This window comes from Streptomyces sp. DF42 (assembly GCF_058267695.1).
This window is the reverse complement of record NZ_CM177859.1, coordinates 2,525,601-2,551,078: the sequence shown is the minus strand read 5'-3', so window position 1 is coordinate 2,551,078 and position 25,478 is coordinate 2,525,601. Positions and strand designations below refer to the sequence as shown.

General features: G+C 70.0%; 21 protein-coding genes. 19 read left to right on the top strand and 2 right to left on the bottom strand.

All coding sequences use genetic code 11. The features are described from left to right. The first annotated feature begins 103 nt into the window (after positions 1-103). The 13 genes from ACYUED_RS11670 to ACYUED_RS11610 all read left to right on the top strand — a co-directional run bounded on the left by ACYUED_RS11670 (position 104) and on the right by ACYUED_RS11610 (position 14,256). Entirely contained in the window at positions 104-1,624 is a 1,521-nt protein-coding gene (locus ACYUED_RS11670) for a UDP-N-acetylmuramoyl-L-alanyl-D-glutamate--2,6-diaminopimelate ligase (protein ID WP_491294214.1), read from the top strand. Positions 1,625-1,628: 4 nt separating this feature from the next. After that, entirely contained in the window at positions 1,629-3,035 is a 1,407-nt protein-coding gene (locus ACYUED_RS11665) for a UDP-N-acetylmuramoyl-tripeptide--D-alanyl-D-alanine ligase (protein ID WP_491292207.1), read from the top strand. Beyond that, entirely contained in the window at positions 3,032-4,105 is a 1,074-nt protein-coding gene (gene mraY / locus ACYUED_RS11660) for a phospho-N-acetylmuramoyl-pentapeptide-transferase (RefSeq protein ID WP_491292206.1), read from the top strand. Before ACYUED_RS11665 ends, mraY begins: the two co-directional genes overlap by 4 nt. Continuing rightward, positions 4,087-5,520 (top strand): UDP-N-acetylmuramoyl-L-alanine--D-glutamate ligase, encoded by a 1,434-nt coding sequence (gene murD / locus ACYUED_RS11655; RefSeq protein ID WP_491292205.1) that lies wholly within the window; start codon positions 4,087-4,089, stop codon positions 5,518-5,520. Before mraY ends, murD begins: the two co-directional genes overlap by 19 nt. Before the next feature lie 97 nt (positions 5,521-5,617). Beyond that, entirely contained in the window at positions 5,618-6,976 is a 1,359-nt protein-coding gene (ftsW, locus tag ACYUED_RS11650) for a putative lipid II flippase FtsW (protein ID WP_266512714.1), read from the top strand. A 6-nt stretch (positions 6,977-6,982) separates the two neighbouring features. After that, on the top strand, positions 6,983-8,080 hold the full coding sequence (murG, locus tag ACYUED_RS11645; protein WP_266679222.1) for an undecaprenyldiphospho-muramoylpentapeptide beta-N-acetylglucosaminyltransferase: 1,098 nt from the start codon (positions 6,983-6,985) through the stop codon (positions 8,078-8,080). Positions 8,081-8,114: 34 nt separating this feature from the next. Next, a complete protein-coding gene (locus ACYUED_RS11640) occupies positions 8,115-8,909 on the top strand; it encodes a cell division protein FtsQ/DivIB (protein ID WP_491292204.1) in 795 nt (264 codons plus the stop codon). Between the two features lie 278 nt (positions 8,910-9,187). Beyond that, entirely contained in the window at positions 9,188-10,381 is a 1,194-nt protein-coding gene (gene ftsZ / locus ACYUED_RS11635) for a cell division protein FtsZ (RefSeq protein ID WP_266512707.1), read from the top strand. Further along, on the top strand, positions 10,378-11,115 hold the full coding sequence (gene pgeF / locus ACYUED_RS11630; protein WP_491292202.1) for a peptidoglycan editing factor PgeF: 738 nt from the start codon (positions 10,378-10,380) through the stop codon (positions 11,113-11,115). Before ftsZ ends, pgeF begins: the two co-directional genes overlap by 4 nt. Positions 11,116-11,120: 5 nt before the next feature. Then, the gene (locus ACYUED_RS11625; protein WP_491292201.1) at positions 11,121-11,855 is read left to right on the top strand and encodes a YggS family pyridoxal phosphate-dependent enzyme; all 735 of its coding nucleotides are present in this window, start codon (positions 11,121-11,123) and stop codon (positions 11,853-11,855) included. Positions 11,856-11,984: 129 nt separating this feature from the next. Then, the gene (locus ACYUED_RS11620; RefSeq protein ID WP_266512699.1) at positions 11,985-12,626 is read left to right on the top strand and encodes a cell division protein SepF; all 642 of its coding nucleotides are present in this window, start codon (positions 11,985-11,987) and stop codon (positions 12,624-12,626) included. A 71-nt stretch (positions 12,627-12,697) separates the two neighbouring features. After that, the gene (locus tag ACYUED_RS11615; protein ID WP_016435858.1) at positions 12,698-12,982 is read left to right on the top strand and encodes a YggT family protein; all 285 of its coding nucleotides are present in this window, start codon (positions 12,698-12,700) and stop codon (positions 12,980-12,982) included. 53 nt (positions 12,983-13,035) lie between these two features. Continuing rightward, complete coding sequence (locus ACYUED_RS11610; protein WP_491292200.1) at positions 13,036-14,256, top strand: DivIVA domain-containing protein; 1,221 nt, start codon at positions 13,036-13,038, stop codon at positions 14,254-14,256. A 206-nt stretch (positions 14,257-14,462) separates the two neighbouring features. Here ACYUED_RS11610 and ileS read toward each other — a convergent pair whose 3' ends face one another. After that, complete coding sequence (gene ileS / locus ACYUED_RS11605; RefSeq protein WP_491292199.1) at positions 14,463-17,615, bottom strand: isoleucine--tRNA ligase; 3,153 nt, start codon at positions 17,613-17,615, stop codon at positions 14,463-14,465. Positions 17,616-18,209: 594 nt separating this feature from the next. On the opposite strand from ileS, the gene ACYUED_RS11600 reads away from it, so the two are divergent. The 6 genes from ACYUED_RS11600 to ACYUED_RS11575 all read left to right on the top strand — a co-directional run bounded on the left by ACYUED_RS11600 (position 18,210) and on the right by ACYUED_RS11575 (position 24,236). Then, entirely contained in the window at positions 18,210-19,646 is a 1,437-nt protein-coding gene (locus tag ACYUED_RS11600) for a TraR/DksA family transcriptional regulator (protein WP_491292198.1), read from the top strand. Between the two features lie 61 nt (positions 19,647-19,707). After that, positions 19,708-20,283 (top strand): signal peptidase II, encoded by a 576-nt coding sequence (gene lspA, locus ACYUED_RS11595; protein WP_491292197.1) that lies wholly within the window; start codon positions 19,708-19,710, stop codon positions 20,281-20,283. Positions 20,284-20,346: 63 nt separating this feature from the next. Continuing rightward, positions 20,347-21,291 carry an RluA family pseudouridine synthase gene (locus ACYUED_RS11590; RefSeq protein ID WP_266512680.1) on the top strand — a complete coding sequence of 315 codons (945 nt, stop codon included), beginning with the start codon at positions 20,347-20,349 and terminating at the stop codon, positions 21,289-21,291. Next, entirely contained in the window at positions 21,288-21,758 is a 471-nt protein-coding gene (locus ACYUED_RS11585) for a GNAT family N-acetyltransferase (RefSeq protein WP_491292196.1), read from the top strand. The genes ACYUED_RS11590 and ACYUED_RS11585 overlap by 4 nt, the downstream gene beginning before the upstream one ends. A gap of 84 nt (positions 21,759-21,842) precedes the next feature. Then, positions 21,843-23,429 (top strand): Na+/H+ antiporter, encoded by a 1,587-nt coding sequence (locus ACYUED_RS11580; RefSeq protein ID WP_491292195.1) that lies wholly within the window; start codon positions 21,843-21,845, stop codon positions 23,427-23,429. A gap of 66 nt (positions 23,430-23,495) precedes the next feature. Then, entirely contained in the window at positions 23,496-24,236 is a 741-nt protein-coding gene (locus ACYUED_RS11575; protein WP_491292194.1) for an SDR family NAD(P)-dependent oxidoreductase, read from the top strand. A gap of 27 nt (positions 24,237-24,263) precedes the next feature. Here ACYUED_RS11575 and ACYUED_RS11570 read toward each other — a convergent pair whose 3' ends face one another. Further along, a complete protein-coding gene (locus tag ACYUED_RS11570) occupies positions 24,264-25,376 on the bottom strand; it encodes a mechanosensitive ion channel family protein (RefSeq protein ID WP_491292193.1) in 1,113 nt (370 codons plus the stop codon). Positions 25,377-25,478 lie beyond the last annotated feature (102 nt).

Sequence of the window (25,478 nt, the reverse complement as noted above, 5' to 3'; positions counted from 1 at the left end):
CGCTGCGCGCGGGCCCCTATTTAGCCCGCAGGCGGGTGCGCCCGGTACGCTCACCGCCGTGCCACACGCTGATCAGTCCCAAACCACCCAGAAGGGCGCATCCGTGACCTATCCGGGGCCGCCCAGGCCGGTGCAGCTCTCCGTCACCCCCCTCGCGGAACTCGCCGATCAGCTGGGTGCCACCGCGCCGGAGAGCGCCGCCGAGGTCACGGGCATCACCCATGACTCGCGCGCCGTCCGACCCGGCGATCTGTACGCCGCCCTGCCCGGCGCCCGCCTGCACGGCGCCGACTTCGTCGTCCAGGCCGCAGGCCTCGGCGCGGTCGCCGTGCTGACCGACCCGATGGGGGCCGAGCGCGCCTTGGCGACCGGCCTGCCGGTCCTGGTGGTCGACGATCCGCGCGCGCAGATGGGCGAGCTGGCGGCCACGATCTACGGCCACCCTGGCCGCGACCTGCTCCAGATCGGCATCACCGGCACCTCCGGCAAGACCACCACCGCCTACCTCGTCGAGGGCGGTCTGCGGACCAAGAGCAACACCGGCCTCATCGGCACGGTGGAGATGCGCATCGGCGACGAACGCATCAAGTCCGAGCGCACCACCCCCGAAGCCACCGACCTGCAGGCCCTGTTCGCGGTCATGCGCGAGCGCGGCGTCGAGGCGGTCGCCATGGAGGTCTCCAGCCATGCGCTGGTCCTCGGTCGCGTCGACGGCTGCGTCTTCGACATCGGCGTCTTCACCAACCTCAGCCCGGAACACATGGAGTTCCACTCCGACATGGAGGACTACTTCCGGGCCAAGGCACAGCTGTTCACACCCGAGCGCAGCAGACTCGGCGTGGTCAACGCCGACGACGAGTACGGCCGGCGGCTCGCCAAGGAGGCCGCCGTCCCGGTCGTCACCTTCTCCGCCGAGGGCCACCCGGACGCCGACTGGCGCGCCGAGGACGTCGAGATCGGCCAACTGGACTCGACGTTCACGGTGATCGGCCCCCAGGGCGAGCGGATCCACGCCAAGGCGCCGCTGCCGGGCCCCTTCAACGTGGCCAACACCCTCGCCGCGATCGTCGCCCTGGCCGCCGCGGGCCTCGACCCGCAGACCGCCGCCGACGGCATCGCAGCCGTCCCGGGGGTGCCGGGACGGCTGGAGCGGGTGGACGCCGGCCAGCCGTATCTCGCGGTCGTGGACTACGCCCACAAGACCGACGCCGTCGAATCGGTCCTGCGCGCCCTGCGCCACGTCACCGAGGGCAAGCTGCACGTCGTGCTCGGCTGCGGCGGCGACCGGGACAGGACGAAGCGGGCCCCGATGGGCGCCGCCGTGGCCCGGCTCGCCGACACCGCCGTACTGACCTCCGACAACCCCCGCTCCGAAGACCCCCTCGCCATCCTTGCAACCATGCTCGAGGGCGCCGCGTCCGTACCGGCACACGAGCGCGGCGAGGTCCAGGTCTTCGAGGACCGGGCCGCCGCGATCGCCGCAGCCGTCGCCCGTGCGCGGCCGGGCGACACGGTACTGGTCGCCGGGAAGGGCCACGAGCAGGGCCAGGACATCGCCGGGGTGGTTCGTCCCTTCGACGACCGCCAGGTGCTTCGCGAAGCTATCCAGAAGACCCAGGGATGAACTTGTGATCGCCCTCTCTCTCGCCGAGATCGCAGAAGTCGTCGGCGGGCAGACACACGACATACCGGATCCGTCCGTCCAGGTCACCGCTCCGGTGGTCCGTGACTCCCGCGAGGTGGAGCCCGGCAGCCTCTTCGTCGCCTTCGTCGGCGAACGCGCCGACGGTCACGACTTCGCCCGGCAGGTCGTCGAGGCGGGCGCGGTCGCCGTCCTCGCGTCGCGCCCCGTGGGCGTGCCCGCGATCGTCGTCGAGGACGTCCAGACGGCACTCGGCGCCCTCGCACGTCATGTCGTACGACGCCTCGGGGCGACCCTCGTGGCCCTCACCGGCTCCGCGGGCAAGACCAGCACCAAGGACCTGATCGCCCAGGTGCTCCAGCGCAAGGCGCCGACGGTGTTCACGCCCGGCTCCCTCAACAACGAGATCGGGCTGCCGCTCACCGCCCTCACCGCCACCGAGGAGACCCGGTTCCTCGTCCTGGAGATGGGCGCCCGCGGCATCGGCCACATCCGCTACCTCGCGGATCTGACGCCCCCGAAGATCGGCCTCGTCCTCAACGTCGGGACCGCGCACATCGGCGAGTTCGGCGGCCGAGAGCAGATCGCGCAGGCCAAGGGCGAACTCGTGGAGGCCCTCCCCGAGGACGGCGCCGCGATCCTCAACGCGGACGACCCCCTCGTACGGGCCATGGCGGCTCGTACGAAGGCGAAGGTGCTCCTTTTCGGCGAGACCGACGAAGCGGACGTACGCGCCGAGAACGTGCGACTCACGGACACCGGACAGCCCGCCTTCAGGCTTCGCACACCCTCCGGTGCAAGCGACGTGACCATGCGCCTGTACGGTGAGCACCACGTGTCGAACGCGCTCGCCGCGGCCGCCGTCGCCCATGAGCTGGGCATGTCCGCGGAAGAGATCGCCACCGCACTCTCCGAGGCGGGCTCCCTCTCCCGCTGGCGGATGGAGGTCACCGAGCGACCGGACGGCGTGACCATCGTCAACGACGCCTACAACGCCAACCCCGAATCCATGCGAGCCGCCCTGCGCGCGCTCGCGGCCATGGGCCGGGGGCGGCGGACCTGGGCGGTGCTCGGCAAGATGGCCGAGCTCGGGGACGAGGCGCTCGCCGAGCACGACGCGGTCGGACGGCTCGCCGTCCGGCTCAATGTCGGCAAGCTCGTCGCGGTCGGGGGCAGGGAAGCGTCCTGGCTGCAACTGGGCGCATATAACGAGGGTTCGTGGGGTGAGGAGTCGGTGCACGTGTCCGACGCACAGGCGGCGGTCGACCTGTTGCGCAGCGAGTTGCGCCCGGGGGACGTCGTCCTCGTGAAGGCGTCCCGTTCGGTCGGCCTCGAGAGTGTCGCCCAGGCGCTGCTCGCGACCGGTGCCGAGGGTGAGGTTGCCGCCCGATGATGAAGCAGATCCTGTTCTCAGGAGTCATCGGCCTGTTCCTGACCCTGGTGGGCACCCCGCTGCTGATCAAGCTGCTGGCCCGCAAGGGCTACGGCCAGTACATCCGTGACGACGGCCCGCGCGAGCACGCCAGCAAGCGCGGTACGCCGACGATGGGCGGTATCGCCTTCATCTTCGCGACGGTGGCCGCGTACTTCCTGTCCAAGGTCATCACCGGTTTCACGCCGACCTATTCGGGTCTGCTGGTGCTCGGCCTGATGGTCGGCATGGGCCTGGTCGGTTTCCTCGACGACTACATCAAGATCGTCAAGCGGCGTTCGCTGGGCCTGAGGGCCAAGGCGAAGATGGCCGGCCAGCTGATCGTCGGCATCAGCTTCGCGGTGCTCGCCCTGCAGTTCCAGGACGCCCGCGGCAACGCCCCGGCCTCGACGAAGCTGTCCTTCATCACCGACTTCGGCTGGAAGATCGGCCCGATCCTGTTCGTGGTCTGGGCGCTGTTCATGATCCTCGCGATGTCGAACGGCGTGAACCTGACGGACGGTCTGGACGGTCTGGCCACCGGTGCCTCCGTGCTCGTCTTCGGCGCCTACACCTTCATCGGCGTCTGGCAGTTCCAGGAGTCCTGCGCCAACTCGCAGACCCTCACCAACCCGCACGCCTGCTACGAGGTGCGCGATCCGCTCGACCTCGCGGTCATCGCCTCGGCACTCATGGGTGCCTGCCTCGGCTTCCTGTGGTGGAACACCTCGCCCGCCAAGATCTTCATGGGTGACACCGGTTCGCTGGCCCTCGGCGGTGTCCTCACCGGTCTGGCGATCCTCTCCCGCACGGAGCTGCTGGTCGCCATCATGGGCGGCCTCTTCGTCCTCATCACCATGTCGGTCGTCATCCAGGTCGGCTCCTTCAAGCTCACCGGCAAGCGGGTCTTCCGAATGGCCCCGCTCCAGCACCACTTCGAACTCAAGGGCTGGTCCGAAGTCCTTGTGGTGGTCCGCTTCTGGATCATCCAGGGCATCTGCGTGATCGTCGGACTGGGCCTCTTCTACGCGGGATGGGCAGCGGACAAGTGACCGACTGGCAGGGCAGGCACGTCACCGTCGCCGGGCTCGGCGTCTCCGGAATCCCGGCGGCCAAGGTGCTGCACGCGCGCGGGGCCGTCGTCACGGTCGTCAACGACGGCGACGACGCACGCGCGCGTGAACAGGCCGCCGAACTGGAGGCGCTGGGCATCACGGTGCGCCTCGGTGACGGAGCGACCCTGCCGAAGGGCACCGAACTCGTCGTCACCACACCCGGCTGGAAGCCGGACAAGCCGCTGTTCGAGGCGGCCCGTGCGGCCGGCGTCGACATCTGGGGCGACGTCGAACTCGCCTGGCGCCTGCGCGGCCCGGACGCGGCACCCTGGCTCGCCGTCACCGGCACCAACGGCAAGACGACGACGGTGCAGATGCTCGCGTCGATCCTGACGGCCGCCGGTCTGCGCACCGCCGCCGTGGGCAACATCGGTGTCTCGCTCCTCGACGTGGTCCTCGGCGGCGAGCAGTACGGCGATCTCGATGTACTGGCCGTGGAGTTGTCGAGCTACCAGCTCCACTGGGCCCCCTCCCTGCGCGCGCACTCCGCCGCCGTCCTGAACCTCGCCCCGGACCACCTCGACTGGCACGGCTCCATGGAGGCCTACGCCGCCGACAAGGGCCGTATCTACGAGGGCAATCGAGTCGCCTGCGTCTACAACGCCGCCGACAAGGCCACCGAGGACCTGGTGCGCGAGGCCGACGTCGAGGAGGGCTGCCGGGCCGTCGGCTTCACCCTGGGCACCCCGGGCCCCTCCCAACTCGGCGTGGTGGACGGCATCCTGGTCGACCGCGCCTTCGTCGAGAACAGGCAGCAGAACGCCCAGGAGCTCGCCGAGGTCTCCGACGTCAACCCGCCGGCCCCGCACAACATCGCCAACGCTCTTGCGGCGGCGGCCCTCGCGCGCGCCTTCGGGGTGCCCGCCGCGGCCGTACGCGAGGGCCTTCGGAACTTCAGGCCGGACGCGCACCGCATCGCGCACGTGGCCGACGTGGACGCGGTCGCGTACATCGACGACTCCAAGGCCACCAACACCCATGCGGCCCAGGCCTCGTTGGCGGCGTACGAGTCCATCGTGTGGATCGCCGGCGGCCTCGCCAAGGGCGCGACCTTCGACGAGCTGGTCGCCAAGTCGGCCGAGCGGCTTCGCGGTGTCGTGCTCATCGGGCAGGACCGGGCCCTGATCCGTGAAGCCCTGGCGCGACACGCGCCGCAAGTACCCGTCGTCGACCTCGACCGGACCGACACTGGGGCGATGCTCGCGGCTGTCCAGGAGGCCCAGCGGCTCGCGGTCGCCGGCGACACGGTGCTGCTGGCCCCGGCCTGCGCCTCCATGGACATGTTCGCCAACTACAACAAGCGCGGTGACGCGTTCGCCCAGGCGGTCGGCGAACTCGGCGCGGGCGCCTGACGGCGGGTCTCGGCCACATAGGGTGCTGCGGGACCCTTGGAGGGACGGATGACTCGGATGTGGCGCGGGTTCTGTGGGTTGGCGCGAGGAGCCGGTGATGTCCAGTAGCCGTACCGGCCGTCCCCCGGTGCAGCGGCCGGCGAGGCGGCCCGCAGCGCCCCGTCCGCCCCGCGACAACCCCGTACGCCGGCTGTACCTCAACGCCAAGCGTGCCTGGGACCGGCCGCTGACCGCGTACTACCTGATCTTCGGCGGCAGCCTGCTGATCACCGTGCTCGGCCTGGTGATGGTCTATTCGGCCTCCCAGATCACCGCGCTGCAGATGTCCCTGCCGGGCTCGTACTTCTTCCGCAAGCAGCTCCTGGCCGCCGTCATCGGCGGTGTCCTGCTGCTGATCGCCTCGCTGATGCCGGTCAAGCTGCACCGGGCGCTCGCCTATCCGATCCTCGCGGGCGCCGTGTTCCTGATGGCGCTGGTGCAGGTGCCGGGGATAGGGATGTCGGTCAACGGCAACCAGAACTGGATCGCGCTCGGCGGCTCCTTCCAGATCCAGCCCAGCGAGTTCGGCAAGCTGGCGCTGGTGCTGTGGGGCGCGGACCTGATGGCGCGCAAACAGGACAAGAAGCTGCTGAACCAGTGGAAGCACATGCTGGTGCCGCTCGTCCCGGTCGCCTTCATGCTGCTCGGCCTGATCATGCTCGGCGGCGACATGGGTACGGCGATCATCCTCACGGCGATCCTGTTCGGCCTGCTGTGGCTGGCCGGTGCGCCGACCCGGCTGTTCGCGGGCGTGCTGTCGATCGCCGCCGTCCTCGGTGTGATCCTCATCAAGACCAGCCCGAACCGCATGGCCCGGCTCGCCTGCATCGGCGCCACCGAACCCAAGTCCGGGGTCGCCGACTGCTGGCAGGCCGTGCACGGCATCTACGCGCTCGCATCAGGCGGAATCTTCGGATCCGGGCTTGGCGCGAGTGTGGAAAAATGGGGCCAACTCCCGGAAGCGCACACAGACTTCATCTTCGCCGTCACCGGTGAGGAACTGGGCCTGGCGGGGACGCTGTCGGTACTCGCCCTCTTCGCGGCTCTAGGCTATGCGGGTATCCGCGTGGCCGGACGCACGGAGGACCCCTTCGTCAGGTATGCCGCGGGAGGCGTGACCACCTGGATCACCGCGCAGGCGGTGATCAACATCGGTGCGGTGCTCGGCCTGCTGCCGATCGCCGGTGTCCCCCTCCCGCTGTTCTCCTACGGAGGATCCGCCCTGTTGCCGACCATGTTCGCCATCGGGCTGCTGATCGCGTTCGCGCGTGACGAGCCCGCTGCGCGGGCGGCGCTTGCCATGCGGCAACCTCGCTTTGGTAGAAAGCGGGCGAGAGGCGTGCGGGACCGGGGGCCTCGGAGATGGAACACAATGCGACGGCGTGCCTCGGCGGCGCGCTCGTCCGGAGAGCGGTGAATTTCGGTGCATGTCGTACTCGCCGGTGGGGGGACCGCCGGCCACATCGAGCCCGCGCTCGCCCTCGCGGACGCCCTGCGCAGGCAGGACCCGACCGTGGGGATCACGGCCCTGGGCACGGAGCGGGGCCTGGAGACCACGCTCGTTCCGCAGCGGGGCTATGAACTCGCGCTGATCCCTGCCGTGCCACTGCCGCGCAAGCCCACGCCCGAACTCATCACCGTCCCGGGCCGACTGCGCGGCACGATCAAGGCGACCGAGCAGATCCTGGAGCGCACGAAGGCGGACGCCGTCGTCGGCTTCGGCGGTTACGTCGCCCTGCCCGGCTACCTCGCCGCCAAGCGCCTCGGTGTGCCGATCGTGATCCACGAGGCCAACGCCCGTCCCGGCCTCGCCAACAAGATCGGCTCGCGCTACGCCGCCAGGGTCGCCGTCTCCACCCCCGACAGCAAGCTGCGCGACGCCCGCTACATCGGCATCCCGCTGCGCCGCGCCATCGCCATGCTGGACCGGGCCGCCGTCCGCCCCGAGGCCCGCGCGATGTTCGGGCTCGACCCCAACCTGCCCACGCTGCTGGTCTCCGGCGGCTCGCAGGGCGCCCGCCGCCTCAACGAGGTCGTCCAGCAGGTCGCACCCTGGCTGCAGCAGGCCGGCATCCAGATCCTGCACGCGGTCGGCCCGAAGAACGAACTGCCGCATGTGCAGCAGATGCCGGGAATGCCCCCGTATATCCCGGTAAGTTATCTGGACCGGATGGACCTCGCGTACGCGGCGGCCGACATGATGCTCTGCCGTGCGGGCGCGATGACCGTCGCCGAACTCTCCGCCGTCGGACTCCCGGCCGCCTATGTCCCGCTGCCCATCGGCAACGGCGAACAGCGGCTGAACGCCCAGCCGGTGGTGAAGGCCGGCGGCGGGCTGCTGGTCGACGACGCGGAACTGACGCCCGACTGGGTACGGGGCAACGTCCTGCCCGTGCTCGCCGACCCGCACCGGCTGTACGAGATGTCCCGCGCCGCCGCCGAGTTCGGCCGTCGGGACGCCGACGACCTGCTCGTCGGCATGGTGTACGAGGCGATCGCCGACCGTCGTGCACGTCAATAGGACTGTATTTCAATGTAGGTGAAGGGCAGGGAGCGTGGCCGGACCGACCACCGCCGAACGCGGTGAACGCCAGCAGGAGTCGTCCGGCCCGCCTCCGGCACGGAGGTTGAGGCTCCCCCGCCCTCGTACGATCATCATCCTGGCCATCGTGCTCGTCCTTCTCGGGGCGGGCGTCGTCTGGCTGTTGTACGGCTCGCACTGGACGCGCGTGGAGCGCGTATCGGTCTCGGGCACCAGCGTTCTGACGCCCGCCGAGGTGCGCGAGGCGGCCGAAGTCCCGGTCGGGGCGCCGTTGATTTCCGTCGACACCGCTGCGATCGAGACGCGCCTCAGCCGAAAACTACCCCGAATTGACACGGTTGACGTGGTCCGCTCCTGGCCCCACGGAATCGGCCTGAAAGTGGTTGAGCGCACTCCGGTTCTGATTGTCCAAAAAGGCGGAAAGTTCGTCGAAGTGGACGATGAGGGTGTCCGTTTCGCCACGGTTTCCCAGGCCCCGAAAGGCGTTCCGGCACTGGAATTGGCCCTGGCCTCCCCGGGCTCGTCGGCCGCGAGCCTGCGGCGCTTCGGCGAGGACGGGTTGGTGCGGGAGGCGGTGCGCGTCGCCCGTGCCATTCCGGACGCCGTCGCCCACGTCACCGAGGCCGTCAAGGTGCGTTCATACGACGACATCTCACTGGAGTTGGGTGACGGCCGGAGGGTCGCCTGGGGGAGTGGCGACAAGGGTGCCGCGAAGGCCCGTACGCTCACCGCTCTCATGAAAGCAGCTCCCGATGCGCGGCACTTCGACGTTTCGGTTCCCACCGCGCCTGCGTCAGCAGGGAGTTGACGCACGTCCGCGCAGGCCAGCACCCTGGTTGGTCACTGCTACGGCTGATCACATAGGGTGAAAAGAAAAACGGGAGGTTCGGCGTGTTCGTTGAACGTGCGCCACTTGTCGACTTAGTGTCCTGTTCAGAAGACTCCAGGGAACAGACACACTGGTAACCCTAAACTTCAACGTTAGGGTTCGGGTCGGCGCTATGGACCGTCCCATTCGGCATCAGTCGTCGGATCACGGGCAACCGCGAGAAGGCGACACGTAACTCGAGGCGAGAGGCCTTCGACGTGGCAGCACCGCAGAACTACCTCGCAGTCATCAAAGTCATCGGTGTCGGCGGCGGTGGTGTCAATGCCATCAACCGGATGATCGAGGTCGGTCTCAAGGGCGTCGAGTTCATCGCCATCAACACCGACGCTCAGGCGCTGTTGATGAGCGACGCAGACGTCAAACTCGACGTCGGCCGTGAACTCACCCGCGGACTCGGCGCCGGAGCCAACCCGGCCGTCGGCCGCAAGGCCGCCGAGGATCACCGCGAGGAGATCGAAGAGGTCCTCAAGGGGGCCGACATGGTCTTCGTGACGGCCGGAGAAGGCGGCGGCACCGGTACCGGCGGCGCGCCCGTTGTGGCCAACATCGCACGCAACCTGGGCGCCCTCACCATCGGCGTGGTCACCCGCCCGTTCACCTTCGAGGGCCGGCGTCGCGCCAACCAGGCCGAGGACGGCATCGCCGAACTCCGCGAAGAGGTCGACACCCTCATCGTCATCCCGAACGACCGGCTGCTGTCCATCTCGGACCGCCAGGTCTCGGTGCTGGACGCCTTCAAGTCGGCCGACCAGGTCCTGCTCTCCGGTGTCCAGGGCATCACCGACCTCATCACCACCCCCGGCCTGATCAACCTCGACTTCGCCGACGTCAAGTCCGTGATGTCCGAGGCCGGTTCGGCCCTCATGGGCATCGGTTCGGCCCGCGGGGACGACCGCGCGGTGGCCGCGGCCGAGATGGCGATCTCCTCGCCGCTGCTGGAGGCGTCGATCGACGGCGCCCGCGGTGTGCTGCTCTCCATCTCCGGCGGCAGCGACCTCGGTCTGTTCGAGATCAACGAGGCCGCCCAGCTGGTCAGCGAGGCCGCCCACCCCGAGGCCAACATCATCTTCGGCGCGGTCATCGACGACGCCCTCGGCGACGAGGTGCGGGTCACCGTGATCGCGGCCGGCTTCGACGGCGGCCAGCCGCCCTCCAAGCGGGACAACGTCCTCGGTTCGTCCTCCGCCTCGGCCCGCCGCGACGAGCCCACTCCCGTACGGCAGTCCGAGAGCCGTCCGTCCTTCGGCTCGCTGGGCAGCGTCACGCCGAAGGAGGACCCGGAGCCCGCGCCGGAGCCGGCGAACGACATCCCCGTCGCCCCGCCGGTCCCGCCGTCGCGGTCCTACGACAGCGCAGCCGAGGAACTGGACGTGCCGGACTTCCTGAAGTGATAGGACAGCGCTCCGAAACGAGCACTGTGAGCGGCGCGCACTTCGCCTTCACCGACCGGTGGGGCGGGGTGAGCGCCGTTCCGTACGAGGAGCTCAACCTCGGCGGAGCGGTCGGCGACGACCCCGACGCCGTACGGACCAATCGCGAGCTGGCCGCCAAGTCCCTTGGTCTGGACGCGGCTCGGGTGGTGTGGATGAACCAGGTGCACGGCGCGGAGGTGGCGGTGGTCGACGGGCCGTGGGGCGATCGTCCCGTACCCGAGGTCGACGCCGTCGTCACGACGCGGCGCGGTCTCGCGCTCGCCGTCCTCACCGCCGACTGCACGCCCGTCCTGCTCGCCGACCCTGTCGCCGGGGTCGTCGCCGCGGCCCACGCGGGACGGCCCGGCATGGTCGCCGGGGTCGTCCCGGCCGCCGTACGGGCCATGACGGAACTCGGTGCCGAACCGGGCCGGATCGTCGCCCGCACCGGCCCCGCCGTCTGCGGCCGGTGCTACGAGGTGCCGGAGGCGATGCGCGCCGACGTGGCCGCCGTCGAGCCGGCCGCGCACGCCGAGACGAGCTGGGGCACGCCCGCGGTCGACGTGACCGCCGGAGTGCACGCGCAGCTCGAGCGGCTCGGGGTGCACGACCGGGAGCAGTCGCCGGTGTGCACGCTGGAGTCGGACGATCACTTCTCGTACCGCCGCGATCGCACGACGGGGCGACTCGCGGGATATGTCTGGTTGGACTGAGAGGCATGACGGACCGTAAGGACGAACTCGCCCAGAACCTGGCGAAGGTGGAGCGTCGCATCGCCGCCGCGTGCGCGGCCGCCGGGCGCAAGCGCGAGGACGTGACCCTGATCGTGGTCACCAAGACGTACCCGGCGAGCGACGTGCGGATCCTCGCGGAACTCGGAGTGCGGCATGTGGCCGAGAACCGCGACCAGGACGCTGCCCCCAAGGCAACCGAATGTTCGGATCTGCCCCTGACTTGGCATTTTGTGGGTCAACTGCAGACCAACAAGGTGCGTTCCGTGGTCGGTTATGCCGGCCTGGTGCAGTCCGTCGACCGCACTCGGCTCGTCACTGCGCTCTCGAAGGAGGCGGTGCGACAGGAGCGCGAACTCGGCTGCCTGATCCAGGTCGCGCTCGATGCGGAGGAGGCCGCGGCGGGCGGGGGCGGACGCGGGGAGCGCGGCGGCGTCGGGCCCGGCGGCGTCGCGGAGTTGGGTGAATCGGTGGCACGGGCGCCCGGGTTGCGACTGGATGGTCTGATGACCGTCGCGCCGCTCACCGGCCCTTACGCGGGACGCGAACTGGCGGCATTCGAGCGGTTGATGGATTTGTCGACCGACCTGCGCCGAGACCATCCGGCTGCCAACATGGTCTCGGCGGGAATGAGTGCGGACCTCGAACAGGCCGTGGCGGCCGGAGCGACACATGTACGCGTCGGTACCGCGGTACTCGGAGTCCGTGCCAGGCTCGGGTAACGTCGCCAGGAAGTCGGACCACAGCAGAAAATATGGTCAATGCCGCCGAAGGCGGGCGTAACGACCTCGTGGATCGCGGGCACTTGGCAGTCGTCAGCCCGATCCACCACAGAGCGGAGGACTCAGAGCATGGCCGGCGCGATGCGCAAGATGGCGGTCTACCTCGGCCTCGTGGAGGACGATGGGTACGACGGCCGGGGATTCGACCCCGATGACGACTTCGAGCCCGAACTGGATCCCGAGCCCGAACGGGACCACCGGCGGCACGAGCCGTCCCACCAGTCGCACGTAGCACATCAGTCCCAAAGGGACGAAGAGGTGCGAATCGTGCAGCCGCCCGTGTCTCGCGAACCGGTAGCTCGTTCGGCTTCGCTAGGCGCGGAATCCGGCCGTCCGGCGCGCATCGCGCCCGTGGCGTCCATCACACAAGAACGCGCAAGCCTGGAGAAGAACGCACCGGTGATCATGCCCAAGGTCGTGTCGGAACGAGAGCCTTATCGGATCACCACGCTTCACCCGCGGACCTACAACGAGGCCCGTACCATCGGGGAACACTTCCGTGAGGGCACCCCGGTGATCATGAATCTGACTGAGATGGATGACACAGATGCGAAGCGACTTGTCGACTTTGCGGCCGGTTTGGTGTTTGGTCTTCACGGCAGCATCGAGCGGGTGACGCAGAAGGTGTTCCTGTTGTCGCCTGCTAACGTCGATGTCACGGCGGAGGACAAGGCCCGCATCGCAGAGGGCGGGTTCTTCAACCAGAGCTGAGACACACGACCGGAAACAGCGATACAAAGCAGTACCGCAGCACGGAAACAGGGGAGAGGGAAGCACGGGTCATGAGCGTGGTTTTGGATGTCATCTACATCGCGCTGATGTGTTTCCTCATCGTGCTCATCTTCCGGTTGGTCATGGACTACGTCTTCCAGTTCGCCCGCTCGTGGCAACCCGGCAAGGCGATGGTGGTCGTTCTGGAGGCCACCTACACTGTCACTGATCCACCGCTCAAGCTTCTGCGGCGGTTCATTCCGCCGCTGCGTCTCGGGGGCGTGGCGCTCGATCTGTCCTTCTTCGTACTGATGATCATCGTCTACATCCTGATCTCGATCGTGAGCCGGCTGTGATCGATGTGACCTACCGTCTTGCCGAATGCCGACGACTACGTTGAGGTGAAGAGATGCCGTTGACCCCCGAGGACGTGCGGAACAAGCAGTTCACGACCGTCCGCCTCCGAGAAGGCTATGACGAGGACGAGGTCGATGCCTTCCTCGATGAGGTCGAAGCCGAACTGACCCGCCTGCTCCGGGAGAACGAGGACCTGCGCGCCAAACTGGCCGCGGCGACGCGTGCTGCTGCCCAGAACCAGCAGAACATGCGCAAGCCCCCGGAGGGTCCCGGCGGCCCCGGTCCGCAGGACCAGCAGCAGGGTATGCCCCAGCAGGGCGGTATGCCGCAGCAGGGAATGCCGCAGCAGGGAATGCCGCAGCAGGGAATGCGTGGGCCGGGCGGACCCGTGCCCGCCGGCATATCGGGCCCGCCGCAGCAGCAGATGGGTGGCCCCATGGGTGGCCCGCCCCAGCTGCCGAGCGGTGCCCCGCAGCTGCCCGCCGGTCCCGGCGGTGGTCAGGGTGGTCCCCAGGGTCCCGGTCCGATGGGCCAGGGTCCGATGGGTCAAGGCCCCATGGGTCAGGGCCCGATGGGTGGCCAGCCCCCCATGCAGCAGCAGATGGGTGGCCCGATGGGCGGCCCCATGGGAGGTCCCATGGGCGGCCCGATGGGCGGCCCCGGTCAGGGCCCCGGTGGCGACAGCGCTGCCCGTGTCCTCTCGCTGGCCCAGCAGACCGCCGACCAGGCGATCGCCGAGGCCCGTTCCGAAGCCAACAAGATCGTCGGCGAGGCCCGCAGCCGCGCCGAGGGCCTCGAGCGTGACGCCCGTGCCAAGGCCGACGCGCTGGAGCGGGACGCGCAGGAGAAGCACCGCGTCGCGATGGGCTCCCTGGAGTCCGCCCGCGCCACGCTGGAGCGCAAGGTCGAGGACCTGCGCGGCTTCGAGCGCGAGTACCGTACGCGCCTGAAGTCGTACCTGGAGTCCCAGCTGCGTCAGCTTGAGACTCAGGCCGACGACTCGCTGGCTCCGCCGCGCACTCCGGCGGCCGCGTCTCTGCCGCCGTCCCCGGCGCCCTCCATGGCACCGGCCGGCGCGAGCGCTCCGTCGTACGGCGGCAACCCGACCATGGGTGGCGCCCCGGCTCCCGCTGGTCCGTCCTACGGCGGCCAGCAGCAGATGTCCCCGGCGATGACCCAGCCGATGGCTCCGGTGCGGCCGCAGGGCCCGTCGCCGATGGGTCAGGCTCCCTCGCCGATGCGCGGGTTCCTTATCGATGAGGACGACAACTGACGGCCGCGGCACGGTGAGTAGTACGCCGTAGACGCCGGCAGCGTTCAAAAGGGCGGGGCCCCGGATTTCGATCCGGGGCCCCGCCCTTTTGCGCGTATGGAGGGAGCGATGCCCGTGCCGGCCTCTACGGCGCGGGCTGTGTCATCAGCGGCTCCGCCGCGGGGAGTTGGTCGCACCCCCGCGGCGGAGCCGCTGATGACGAGTGGCTAGACCTTCCGGAGGCGGAACGTCAGCGACAGGCCCTCGTCGGTGAACGGCTCGCCGTATGTGTCGTCCGCCTCGCCCTGGGCGCTGTGCTCATTCAAGAAGGCCGTCGCCAGGACCTCGTCGGCGATCAGGCCCGCGTGCTCGCTCAGCGCCGCGATGACGGCGGGGTCGGTCGAAGTCCAGCGCAGCGCGATGCGGTCGGCCACGTCGAGGCCGCTGTTCTTGCGGGCCTCCTGGATCAGGCGGATCGCGTCACGGGCCAGGCCCGCCTGGCGCAGCTCCTCGGTGATCTCCAGGTCGAGGGCGACCGTGGCACCCGAGTCGGAGGCCACCGACCAGCCCTCGCGCGGCGTCTCCGTGATGATCACCTCGTCGGGAGCGAGGGTGATCGTCTCGCCGTCGACCTCGACCGAGGCCGTGCCCTCGCGCAGCGCGAGCGAGAGCGCGGCCGCGTCGGCGTTCGCGACGGCCTTGGCCACGTCCTGGACGCGCTTGCCGAAACGCTTGCCGAGGGCGCGGAAGTTGGCCTTCGCGGTCGTGTCGACCAGGCTGCCGCCGACCTCGCTCAAGGACGCGAGCGAGCTGACGTTCAGCTCCTCCGTGATCTGCGCGTGCAGTGCGCGGTCGAGGGTGTCGAAGCCGGTCGCGGCGACGAGCGCACGGGACAGCGGCTGCCGGGTCTTCACGCCCGACTCCGCGCGCGTGGCGCGGCCCAGCTCGACGAGCCGGCGCACCAGCACCATCTGCTTCGACAGCTCCGGGTCGATCGAGGCCAGGTCCGTCTGCGGCCAGGAGGCGAGGTGCACGGACTCGGGCGCGCCCGGGGTGACCGGCACGATCAGGTCCTGCCACACCCGCTCGGTGATGAACGGGGTCAGCGGGGCCATCAGCTTGGTGACCGTCTCGACGACCTCGTGCAGGGTGCGCAGCGCCGCCTTGTCGCCCTGCCAGAAGCGGCGCCGGGAGCGGCGGACGTACCAGTTGGACAGGTCGTCGACGAACGCCGACAGGAGCTTGCCTGCGCGCTGGGTGTCGTACGCCTCCAGGGACTCGGTCACCTGGTCCGTGAGCGCGTGCAGTTCGGACAGCAGCCAGCGGTCCAGGACCGGGCGGTCGGCCGGTGCCGGATCCGCCTCGCTGGGCGCCCAGTTGGAGGTGCGCGCGTACAGGGCCTGGAAGGCGACCGTGTTCCAGTACGTGAGGAGCGTCTTGCGGACGACCTCCTGGATGGTGCCGTGGCCCACGCGGCGTGCCGCCCACGGAGAGCCGCCCGCCGCCATGAACCAGCGGACCGCGTCCGCTCCGTGCTGGTCCATCAGCGGGATCGGCTGCAGGATGTTGCCCAGGTGCTTGGACATCTTGCGGCCGTCCTCGGCGAGGATGTGGCCGAGGCAGACGACGTTCTCGTAACTGGACTTGTCGAAGACCAGCGTGCCGATCGCCATCAGCGTGTAGAACCAGCCGCGGGTCTGGTCGATGGCCTCGGAGATGAACTGCGCCGGGTAGCGGGCCTCGAAGAGTTCCTTGTTCTTGTACGGGTAGCCCCACTGCGCGAACGGCATCGAACCCGAGTCGTACCAGGCGTCGATGACCTCCGGCACGCGCGTCGCCGTCTTCGCGCACTGAGGGCAGGCGAAGGTGACGTCGTCGATGTACGGGCGGTGCGGGTCGAGGTCGGACTGGTCGGTGCCGGTCAGCTCGGTGAGCTCCGCGCGGGAGCCGACGACGGTGAGGTGGTCGTCCTCGCAGCGCCAGATCGGCAGCGGGGTGCCCCAGTAGCGGTTGCGGGACAGTGCCCAGTCGATGTTGTTGTTCAGCCAGTCGCCGTAGCGGCCGTGCTTGACCGTGTCCGGGAACCAGTTGGTGTTCTCGTTCTCCTGCAGCAGACGGTCCTTGATGGCCGTGGTGCGGATGTACCAGGACGGCTGCGCGTAGTAGAGGAGCGCGGTGTGGCAGCGCCAGCAGTGCGGGTAGCTGTGCTCGTACGGGATGTGCCTGAAGAGGAGGCCGCGCTGCTGGAGGTCCTCGGTGAGCCGTTCGTCCGCCTTCTTGAAGAAGACACCGCCGACCAGGGGGACGTCCTCCTCGAAGGTGCCGTCCGGGCGGACGGGGTTCACGACGGGCAGGCCGTAGGCGCGGCAGACCTTGAGGTCGTCCTCACCGAAGGCGGGGGACTGGTGGACCAGGCCCGTACCGTCCTCGGTCGTGACGTATTCGGCGTTGACGACGAAATGTGCCTCGGCCGGGAACTCCACGAGCTCGAACGGACGTTGGTAGGTCCAACGCTCCATTTCCTTGCCCGTGAAGGTCTGGTCCGTGGTCTCCCAGCCCTCGCCGAGCGCCTTGCCGACGAGCGGCTCGGCGACGACGAGCTTCTCCTCGCCGTCGGTCACGACGACGTAGGTGACCTCGGGGTGCGCGGCGACGGCGGTGTTGGAGACCAGCGTCCAGGGCGTCGTCGTCCACACCAGGAGCGCGGCTTCGCCGGCGAGCGGACCGGAGGTGAGCGGGAAGCGGACGTACACGGACGGGTCGACGACCGTCTCGTAGCCCTGCGCCAGCTCGTGGTCGGAGAGGCCCGTGCCGCAGCGCGGGCACCAGGGGGCGACGCGGTGGTCCTGGACCAGCAGGCCCTTGCCGTAGATCTCCTTGAGCGACCACCAGACCGACTCGATGTACTCGGGGTCCATCGTGACGTACGCGTCGTTCAGGTCGACCCAGTAGCCCATGCGGGTCGTGAGCTCTTCGAACGCGTCGGTGTGGCGGAGGACGGACGCACGGCACTTGTCGTTGAAGGCGGCGATGCCGTACGCCTCGATGTCCTGCTTGCCGCTGAAGCCGAGTTCCTTCTCGACCGTCAGCTCCACCGGGAGGCCGTGGCAGTCCCAGCCGGCCTTGCGGGCCACGTGGTAGCCGCGCATGGTGCGGAAGCGGGGGAAGACGTCCTTGAAGACGCGGGCCTCGATGTGGTGGGCGCCCGGCATGCCGTTGGCGGTGGGCGGGCCCTCGTAGAACACCCACTCGGGGCGGCCCTCGGACTGCTCCAGGCTCTTGGCGAAGATCTTCTGCTCGCGCCAGAAGTCGAGCACGGCGTGCTCGAGGGCGGGCAGGTCGACCTGGGCGGGCACCTGGCGGTACGTCGGCGTTGTCATCAGCGAGCTTCCTCCGGCGGACTTGCTGCCTTCCGTCCGGAGGGACGAGAGCTGTGTCACTTCCTGCGCCGGGTTCGGCGCGCTCCCGCGGTACCACCCTCCTTGGCTCCCGGGTGCGTGCTCTGCACCTGTGAGCCCCCTCATTGGGGTCGCGATGCCGGCTCTACTCGCCCTTGCGGGGCTTTCTTCCGGCGGCTCCGGGGTGATCTTCACGTCGCGCCTGCCCCCGGGCTTCCACCGTCCCCGGGTCGCTCTGGGCTGCGTACGCCGCTACTCGTCCCCATCCATGCTTTTCGCTCCGCCCAGTGTACGGCGCCGCACGGACAGCGGCCGACCGGTTTTCGGGTACCCGGGGGCGCGGGTGCCGGACGGGCGGCGATGACCCGAATGGCGCGGTACGCCTGTTCGGATCCTGCGGCGGTCGGTCCGGCGGATTACCCCGCGGGGAGCTGGGCACAACGCAGGCAGGCTTGCGAGCGGCGGGCGCGGGCCGGGCGAATCCGGGGGTGTGCCCCGTTGCCGCGGGGCTCAAGTCGATTTATCGTCCCAGCACGATTCGCGTGCAAGATCACAATATGTGAAGGGGCCGCGGCCATGGTGGCGAAGAAGACCGCCGTACAGCAGTCGGCGTCCGACGGGTCCACCCAGGCCTCCGGCGGTGCGGCCAAGGATGTGAGCGGGAAGAAGAGCGCGCGGGGAGGGGTTCCGGCGCGTACGGCCACGACGGCCGCGAAGTCGGTGAAGACGGTGCGGGGGGCCGCCGGCAGTAGGGGGCCGGGGGCCGCGAAGAAGACGGCTCGGGGGAAGCAGAGCACCACCAAGAAGGCGACCGACTCCAAAGTGACCGACTCCAAGGCGACTGCGTCGAAAGGTGAGGCCGCGGAGGAGCCTGAGAGATCTACGGGCGCGGGGAAGGCGACCGGCGGAGGCAAGGCGACGGGCGGCAGGGGGGCGGCCGCCGGTAAGGGCGCCGAGAAGGCGGGGGCTGCGCAGAAGGCCGGGGTGAAGAAGGCGGCCATCAAGAAGGCGGCCACCAAGAAGGCGGCTTCGAAGAGGTCCGCCGCGAAGGAGACGGTCGCGAGGAAGGTGGCCGGGAAGAAGGCCGCGGGCAAGAGGACCGCCGTATCGGAAGGCGCCGCCGAACCGGGCGGTGCCGGGCGACGTGTCGGTAAGAAGACCGCGGCCGGGCAGGACTCGGACGAGCGGGACGCGGGAACGAAGACCGTGGCCGGCGCCGGGGCGGGGGAAACCGCGGGCAAGAAGGCTGCGAAGCGGGCGGCCGGGAAAGCCGGGAAGGGGAAAGGCGCCGCAGCGGATGCCGGAAGCGAGGGCGTGAAGCGGGGCGGTGGAAAGGCCGCGGAAGGCGTGGGCGTGAAGCCGGGTGCCGGGAAAGCCGGGGGCGTGAAGGGCGTGGGTGTGAAGGGTGCGGGTGTGAAGGGCGCGGGTGGGGCGCGGGGCGCGGGGGAGGGCGCGGCCGCGAAGAGTGTGGGTAGGAAGCGTACGGCCAGGACGGTGGGTGCGGCGGAGGCCGCGGAGCAGACGGGAGCCACGACAGTGGTTACGAAGAAGACTCCAGGCACGGCCACAGCGGCGAAGACCGCCCTGCCCAAGGCACGGCTCGCCGCGGCTGAGCCGGGCGAGCTCGCGGTTCGCCCCGGCGAGGAGCCCTGGACCCCCGAGGAGGTCGAGGAGGCGCGTGCCGAGCTGCTGTCCGAGGGGCAGCGGCTGCGCGACGAGATCACCGCGTCCGAGAACGCCGTCGCCGGCCTGATGCGGGACTCAGGGGACGGCGCGGGCGACGACCAGGCGGACACCGGCACCAAGAACATCACGCGAGAGCACGAGCTGGCGCTCGCTGCCAACGCGCGCGAGATGCTCTTGCAGACCGAGCACGCCATGCAACGGCTGGACGCCGGCACCTACGGGCTGTGCGAGAACTGTGGCAACGCCATCGGCAAGGCCCGCATGCAGGCGTTCCCCCGGGCCACCCTGTGTGTCGAGTGCAAGCAGAAGCAGGAACGCCGGTACTGAGGGCCGGGGGAGGCGTGTCGTACCCTCGTCCTCAGTCAGGTACCTAGGTTGAGGGACTCACGTGGCAGAGGCGGAACGCATCATCGGTACGCCGGATTCCCCAGAAGCGGCGGGGACCGAGCCGGAGCAGGGCGAGACCGCACGCCCCGGGGGCAGGCGCCGTATCGCCGTGCTGTTCGCGGTCGCCGCCTTCGCGTACGCACTCGACCTGGTCAGCAAGATGATCGTGGTCGCCAAGCTGGAGCATCACGCGCCGATCGAGATCATCGGGGACTGGCTGAAGTTCGAGGCGATCCGTAACGCGGGCGCGGCCTTCGGCTTCGGCGAGGCCTTCACCGTGATCTTCACCGTGATCGCCGCGGCCGTGATCGTGGTGATCGCCAGGCTCGCCCGCAAGCTGTACAGCGTGCCCTGGGCGATCGCACTCGGCCTGCTGCTCGGCGGTGCGCTCGGCAACCTCACCGACCGGATCTTCCGCTCGCCCGGCGTCTTCGAAGGCGCTGTCGTCGACTTCATCTCGCCCAAGGGCTTCGCGGTCTTCAACCTGGCCGACTCCGCGATCGTGTGCGGCGGCGTCCTGATCGTGCTGCTGTCGTTCAAGGGACTCGACCCGGACGGCACTGTCCACAAGGACTGAGCGGGGGCCTGAGCGCACAGGCTGGCGTACGGGGCTGTCCTACCGGTCCGGCATACTCGACGGGTGAGCACCGTTCCCGAGATCCGTACCCTGCCCGTGCCCGACGGCCTGGAGGGCGAGCGCGTCGACGCCGCCATCTCCCGCATGTTCGGCTTCTCCCGGACGAAGGCCGCCGAACTCGCCGCGGCGGGGAAGGTCACGGTCGACGGCTCGGTGGTCGGGAAGTCCGAGCGGGTGCACGGCGGCGCCTGGCTCGAGGTCGAGATGCCGCAGGCACCCGCGCCCGTGCAGATCGTCGCGGAGCCGGTCGAGGGCATGGAGATCGCGTACGACGACGATGACGTGGTCGTGATCGTCAAGCCGGTCGGTGTCGCCGCCCACCCCAGCCCCGGCTGGACCGGGCCGACCGTCATCGGCGGCCTCGCCGCGGCCGGCTACCGCATCTCCACCTCCGGCGCCGCCGAGCGCCAGGGCATCGTGCACCGGCTCGACGTCGGCACGTCCGGCCTGATGGCCGTGGCCAAGTCCGAGCGCGCGTACACGTCGCTCAAGCGCCAGTTCAAGGAGCGCACGGTCGACAAGCGCTACCACACGCTCGTGCAGGGCCACCCGGACCCGACCAGCGGCACCATCGACGCCCCCATCGGCCGCCACCCCAACCACGACTACAAGTGGGCGGTCACGGCCGAAGGCAAGCCGTCCGTGACGCACTACGACCTCATCGAGGCGTTCCGTGCGGCCTCCCTGCTCGACGTGAAGCTGGAGACCGGCCGCACCCACCAGATCCGCGTGCACATGGCCGCGCACCGCCACCCCTGCGTCGGCGACCTGACGTACGGCGCCGACCCGACGCTCGCCAAGCGGCTGTTCCTGACCCGGCAGTGGCTGCACGCGGTGCGGCTCGGCTTCGAGCACCCCGGCGACGGACAGTGGGTCGAGTTCGAGAGCGACTACCCGGCCGACCTGCAGAAGGCCCTGGACCAGGTCCGCGAGGAGACGTACGGGTGAGCACGCACGGGTACGTGGTGCGCGTCGCCGAGGACCCCGCCGACCAGGAGATGTGCTTCGCGGTCCGCAAGGAGGTCTTCGTCGGCGAGCAGGGCGTGCCCGAGGACATCGAGTACGACGCGTACGACGCCGTGGCGGTGCATGTGCTGGCCGTGCGGGCGGACGGGGTGCCGCTCGGCACCGGGCGGCTGCTGCACGGAGAGCGGGCCGCGGCGAAGACCGACGGCGACCTGACGGTGGGTTCGCTCGGGCGGCTCGCGGTGACGCAGCAGGCGCGCGGGCTCGGCGTCGGGGCGGCGCTGGTGCGCGCCGTCGAGGACGCGGCACGCGCGCGTGGGCTCGCAGCGGTGGATCTGCACGCGCAGACGCATGCGCTCGGGTTCTACGAGCGGCTCGGATACGAGGCGTACGGACCGGAGTACCTGGAGGCGGGCATCCCGCACCGGGCGATGCGGCGCGCCCTGTAGCGGGCGGGCCCGGGGCGGCAGGCAGGGTCGCGTGGCAGGCTTGAGGTCCGCTGCCCGTACGTCGACCCTCCCGGAGCGCTGAGCGTGGATCAGTTGGCCCTGTTGTTCGTGCTGTTGCTCGGGGCCCTGGTGAGTGTCCCGGTCGGGGACCGCTTCGGGCTGCCGGCGCCGGTGCTGATGACTCTCCTGGGCATCGTCCTCGCCGTACTCGACTTCGTGCCGAACGTCGACGTCCCGCCCGATCTGATCCTGCCCCTGCTGCTCCCGCCGCTGCTGTACGCGGCGGTGCGGCGGACGTCCTGGCGGCAGTTCGCGGCCAACCTGCGGCCGATCTTCCTGCTGGCCGTGGCGCTGGTGTTCGTCACCACCGTGTGCGTGGCCGCCGTCGCGCACGCGATCGTGCCGGGGCTGCCCATCGCCGCCGCCGTGGCGCTCGGCGCGCTGGTCGCCCCGCCGGACCCGGTCGCGGCGACCGCGGTCGCGGGCCAACTCGGGCTGCCGCGCCGCCTGGTGTCCATCCTGGAGGGCGAGGGGCTGTTCAACGACGTCACGGCGATCGTGCTCTACCACGTGGCGATCGCCGCTGCCGTCAGCGGGGAGTTCCATCCGGGGCGGGCCGCCCTCGACCTGGTGCTCTCCGCCGTGGTGGCGGTGGCGATCGGGGTCGCGCTCGGCTGGGGCGCCAACAGGCTGCTGGATCTGCTGGATGACCCGACCCTGCAGATCGGGCTGACGCTGCTGGTGCCGTACGCGTCGTATGTGCTCGCGGAGGAGCTGCACGGGTCCGGCGTGCTCGCCGTGCTGATGACCGCGCTGTTCCTCGCCGAGTACGCCAACGACGCCGACGACGTGATGACCCGGCTGGCCGGGCACACCTTCTGGAACGTGGTCGACACGCTCGTCACGGGCGTCGCGTTCGGGCTGATCGGCCTCGAACTGCACAACGCGATCCGGACGGCGGCCGGGCGGTGGGGCGAGATGCTCGGCTGGGCGGGGGTGATCGTGGCCGTGGTGGTCGTCGTACGGCTGGTGTACCTGTTGCCGGCGACCTGGCTCACCAAGCGGCTGCATGCCAAGCGGGACCATGACGAGGACATCCCGATGACCTGGCGGGAGACCGTCGTGATGTGGTGGTCGGGGATGCGGGGCGTGGCCTCGGTGGCGTTGGCGCTGGCGATTCCGCTGAAGACCGACGACGGTTCGGCCTTCCCGGACCGGGACGAGATCGTGTTCATCGCCTTCGGAGTGATCATGGGCACGCTGGTGCTGCAGGGGCTCACTCTGCCGTGGCTGGTGAGGCGGCTCGGAGTGCGGGCCGACACCGAGCGTGAGAAGGACTTCGAGAAGGCACTCGCCGTCCGGGCGGCCAGGGCGGCCAAGCAGCGGCTGAGGGAGATCGAGGAGGGCGAGGAGCTGCCGGAGGAGCTGTCGGAGCAGATGCTGCGGCGGGCCTTCGACATCGGGGTGCGGATCAGCCCGGACATGGGCGACGAGGAACGGCGGGGGGCGCACGAGCACCGGGCGCGCCGGCTGAAGCGGGTGCGGCGCATCCAGGGCGAGATGCTGAGCGCCGCGCGGCACGAGGTGCTGGCGGCGCGCAGCGAGCCCGGAGCGGATCCGGAGATCGTGGACCGGGTGTTGCGCCACCTCGACGTGCGCAGTCTGCGGTGACCTTCCGGCGGCGTGGGTTTCCGGGTCGTTTCGCGTTCGGCGGCTCTCGGTGCGTAGGGTCGGATCATGACTCGTAATGTCGTGATCAGCGGTGGCGGTACGGGCATTGGACTCGCGGCGGCGCAGGTGTTCGCGGCGGACGGGGACCGTGTCCTGTTGCTCGGGCGGCGCGCGGAGGTGCTCGATGAGGCGGCGGTGCCCGGGGCCTCGACGTACGCGGTCGATCTGAGTGATCCGGCAGCGGTACGGGGGGTCGCCGACCACGTGGAGCGGGAGTTCGGGACCGTGGACGTGCTGATCCACTCTGCCGGAGGCACGGGGCAGATGGAGCCGGCGTCGGACAGCGCCGATCCGCTCGACCGGGTCGCGCACGACTGGACCGTCAACTTCCGGATCAACACCCTGACCGCCGCGCTGCTCACGGAAGCCCTCAGGGACCGGCTGGCCACGCCGGGCGGACGGGTGCTGTTCGTCAGCTCCATCGCCGCCTACCGGGGGTCCGGCAGCGGGGCGTACGCGGGAGCCAAGGCCGCGTTGCACCCGTACGCGCATGACCTCGCCCGGGAGCTCGGACCGCGCGGGATCACCGCGAACGTCGTCGCGCCCGGGTACATCGAGGACACCGAGTTCTTCGGGCCGCGGATCGACCCCGAGCGGCGCGAGCGGCTCGTGGGGGACACCCTGAACAAGCGCGCCGGCACCCCCGGCGACGTGGCCGCGACCCTGCACTGGCTCGCCTCGCCGGCCGCGGGGCATGTCACCTCGCAGGTCGTCCAGGTCAACGGGGGTGCGGAGCGCGGTCACTGAGGCCTCGTACGGTCCCGGCGCGGGCCCTCAGCCGTGGCCCGTCCGGGGTGGCTCGTGCGCGCGGTGGGCCGCGCCGTCCGGGAAGCCGTCGGGTGAACGCCGGCCCGCGGGCAGAGCCGCGTCCGCCGTGTTGACCCGGGGCAGGGCGTACGGGTGCCGCTCGCACAGCCAGCGGACCATCTGCTCGCGCACCGTGACCCGCACCGCCCAGATGTCGTCCGCGTCCTTGGCCGTCACCAGGGCCCGCACCTGCATGGTGTTCGGGGTGGTGTCGGTGACGGCCAGGCCGTAGTCGCGGCCGTCCCAGGCCGGGCACTCGCGCAGGATGTCGCGGAGCCTCTCGCGCATCTGCTCCACCGGCGCCGTGTGGTCGAGGTGCCAGTAGACGATGCCGGTCATCTGCGGGGTACCGCGCGACCAGTTCTCGAACGGCTTGGAGGTGAAGTACGACACCGGCATGGTGATCCGGCGCTCGTCCCACGTCCGTACGGTCAGGAACGTCAGCGTGATCTCCTCGACCGTGCCCCACTCGCCGTCCACCACGACCGTGTCGCCCAGGCGCACCATGTCGCCGAAGGCGATCTGCAGCCCCGCGAACATGTTGCTGAGCGTGGACTGTGCGGCGACACCGGCGACGATGCCGAGGATGCCGGCCGAGGCCAGCAGCGAGGCGCCGGCCGCGCGCATCGCGGGGAACGTGAGCAGCATCGCGGCCACCGCCACCACACCGACGATCGCCGTCACCACACGCATGATCAGTGACACCTGGGTGCGCACCCGGCGGACCCGGGCGGCGTCGTGGTGGGCGCGCGCGTAGCGGGTGTACGTCGACTCGACGATGGCGGCCGCGATCCGCACCACCAGCCAGGCCGTGGACCCGATCAGTACCAGCGTCAGCACCTGGCCGACGCCGACCTTGTGTTCCTCGGTCAGCTGCGCCTGGTCGTAGGACCCTCTCAGCATCGCCGCGCACAGCACGAGCTGGTAGGGCACGCGGGCGCGGCGCAGCAGGCCCCACAGGGGCGTCTCGCTGTGCCGTTGGTCGACCTTGCGCAGCAGTAGATCGGTGGCCCAGCCGATGAGCAGTGTGATCACGACCGAGCCGCCGATCACGATCAGCGGGCGGAGTACGTTCTCCATGCCTCCGAACGTAACCGGCCCGAGGGGGCAATGAACATGTGACTTCGGGCGTGCAATGGGTATGGCCGCCGAACCGCGTTGTCAGTACCGGCTGGCACCATG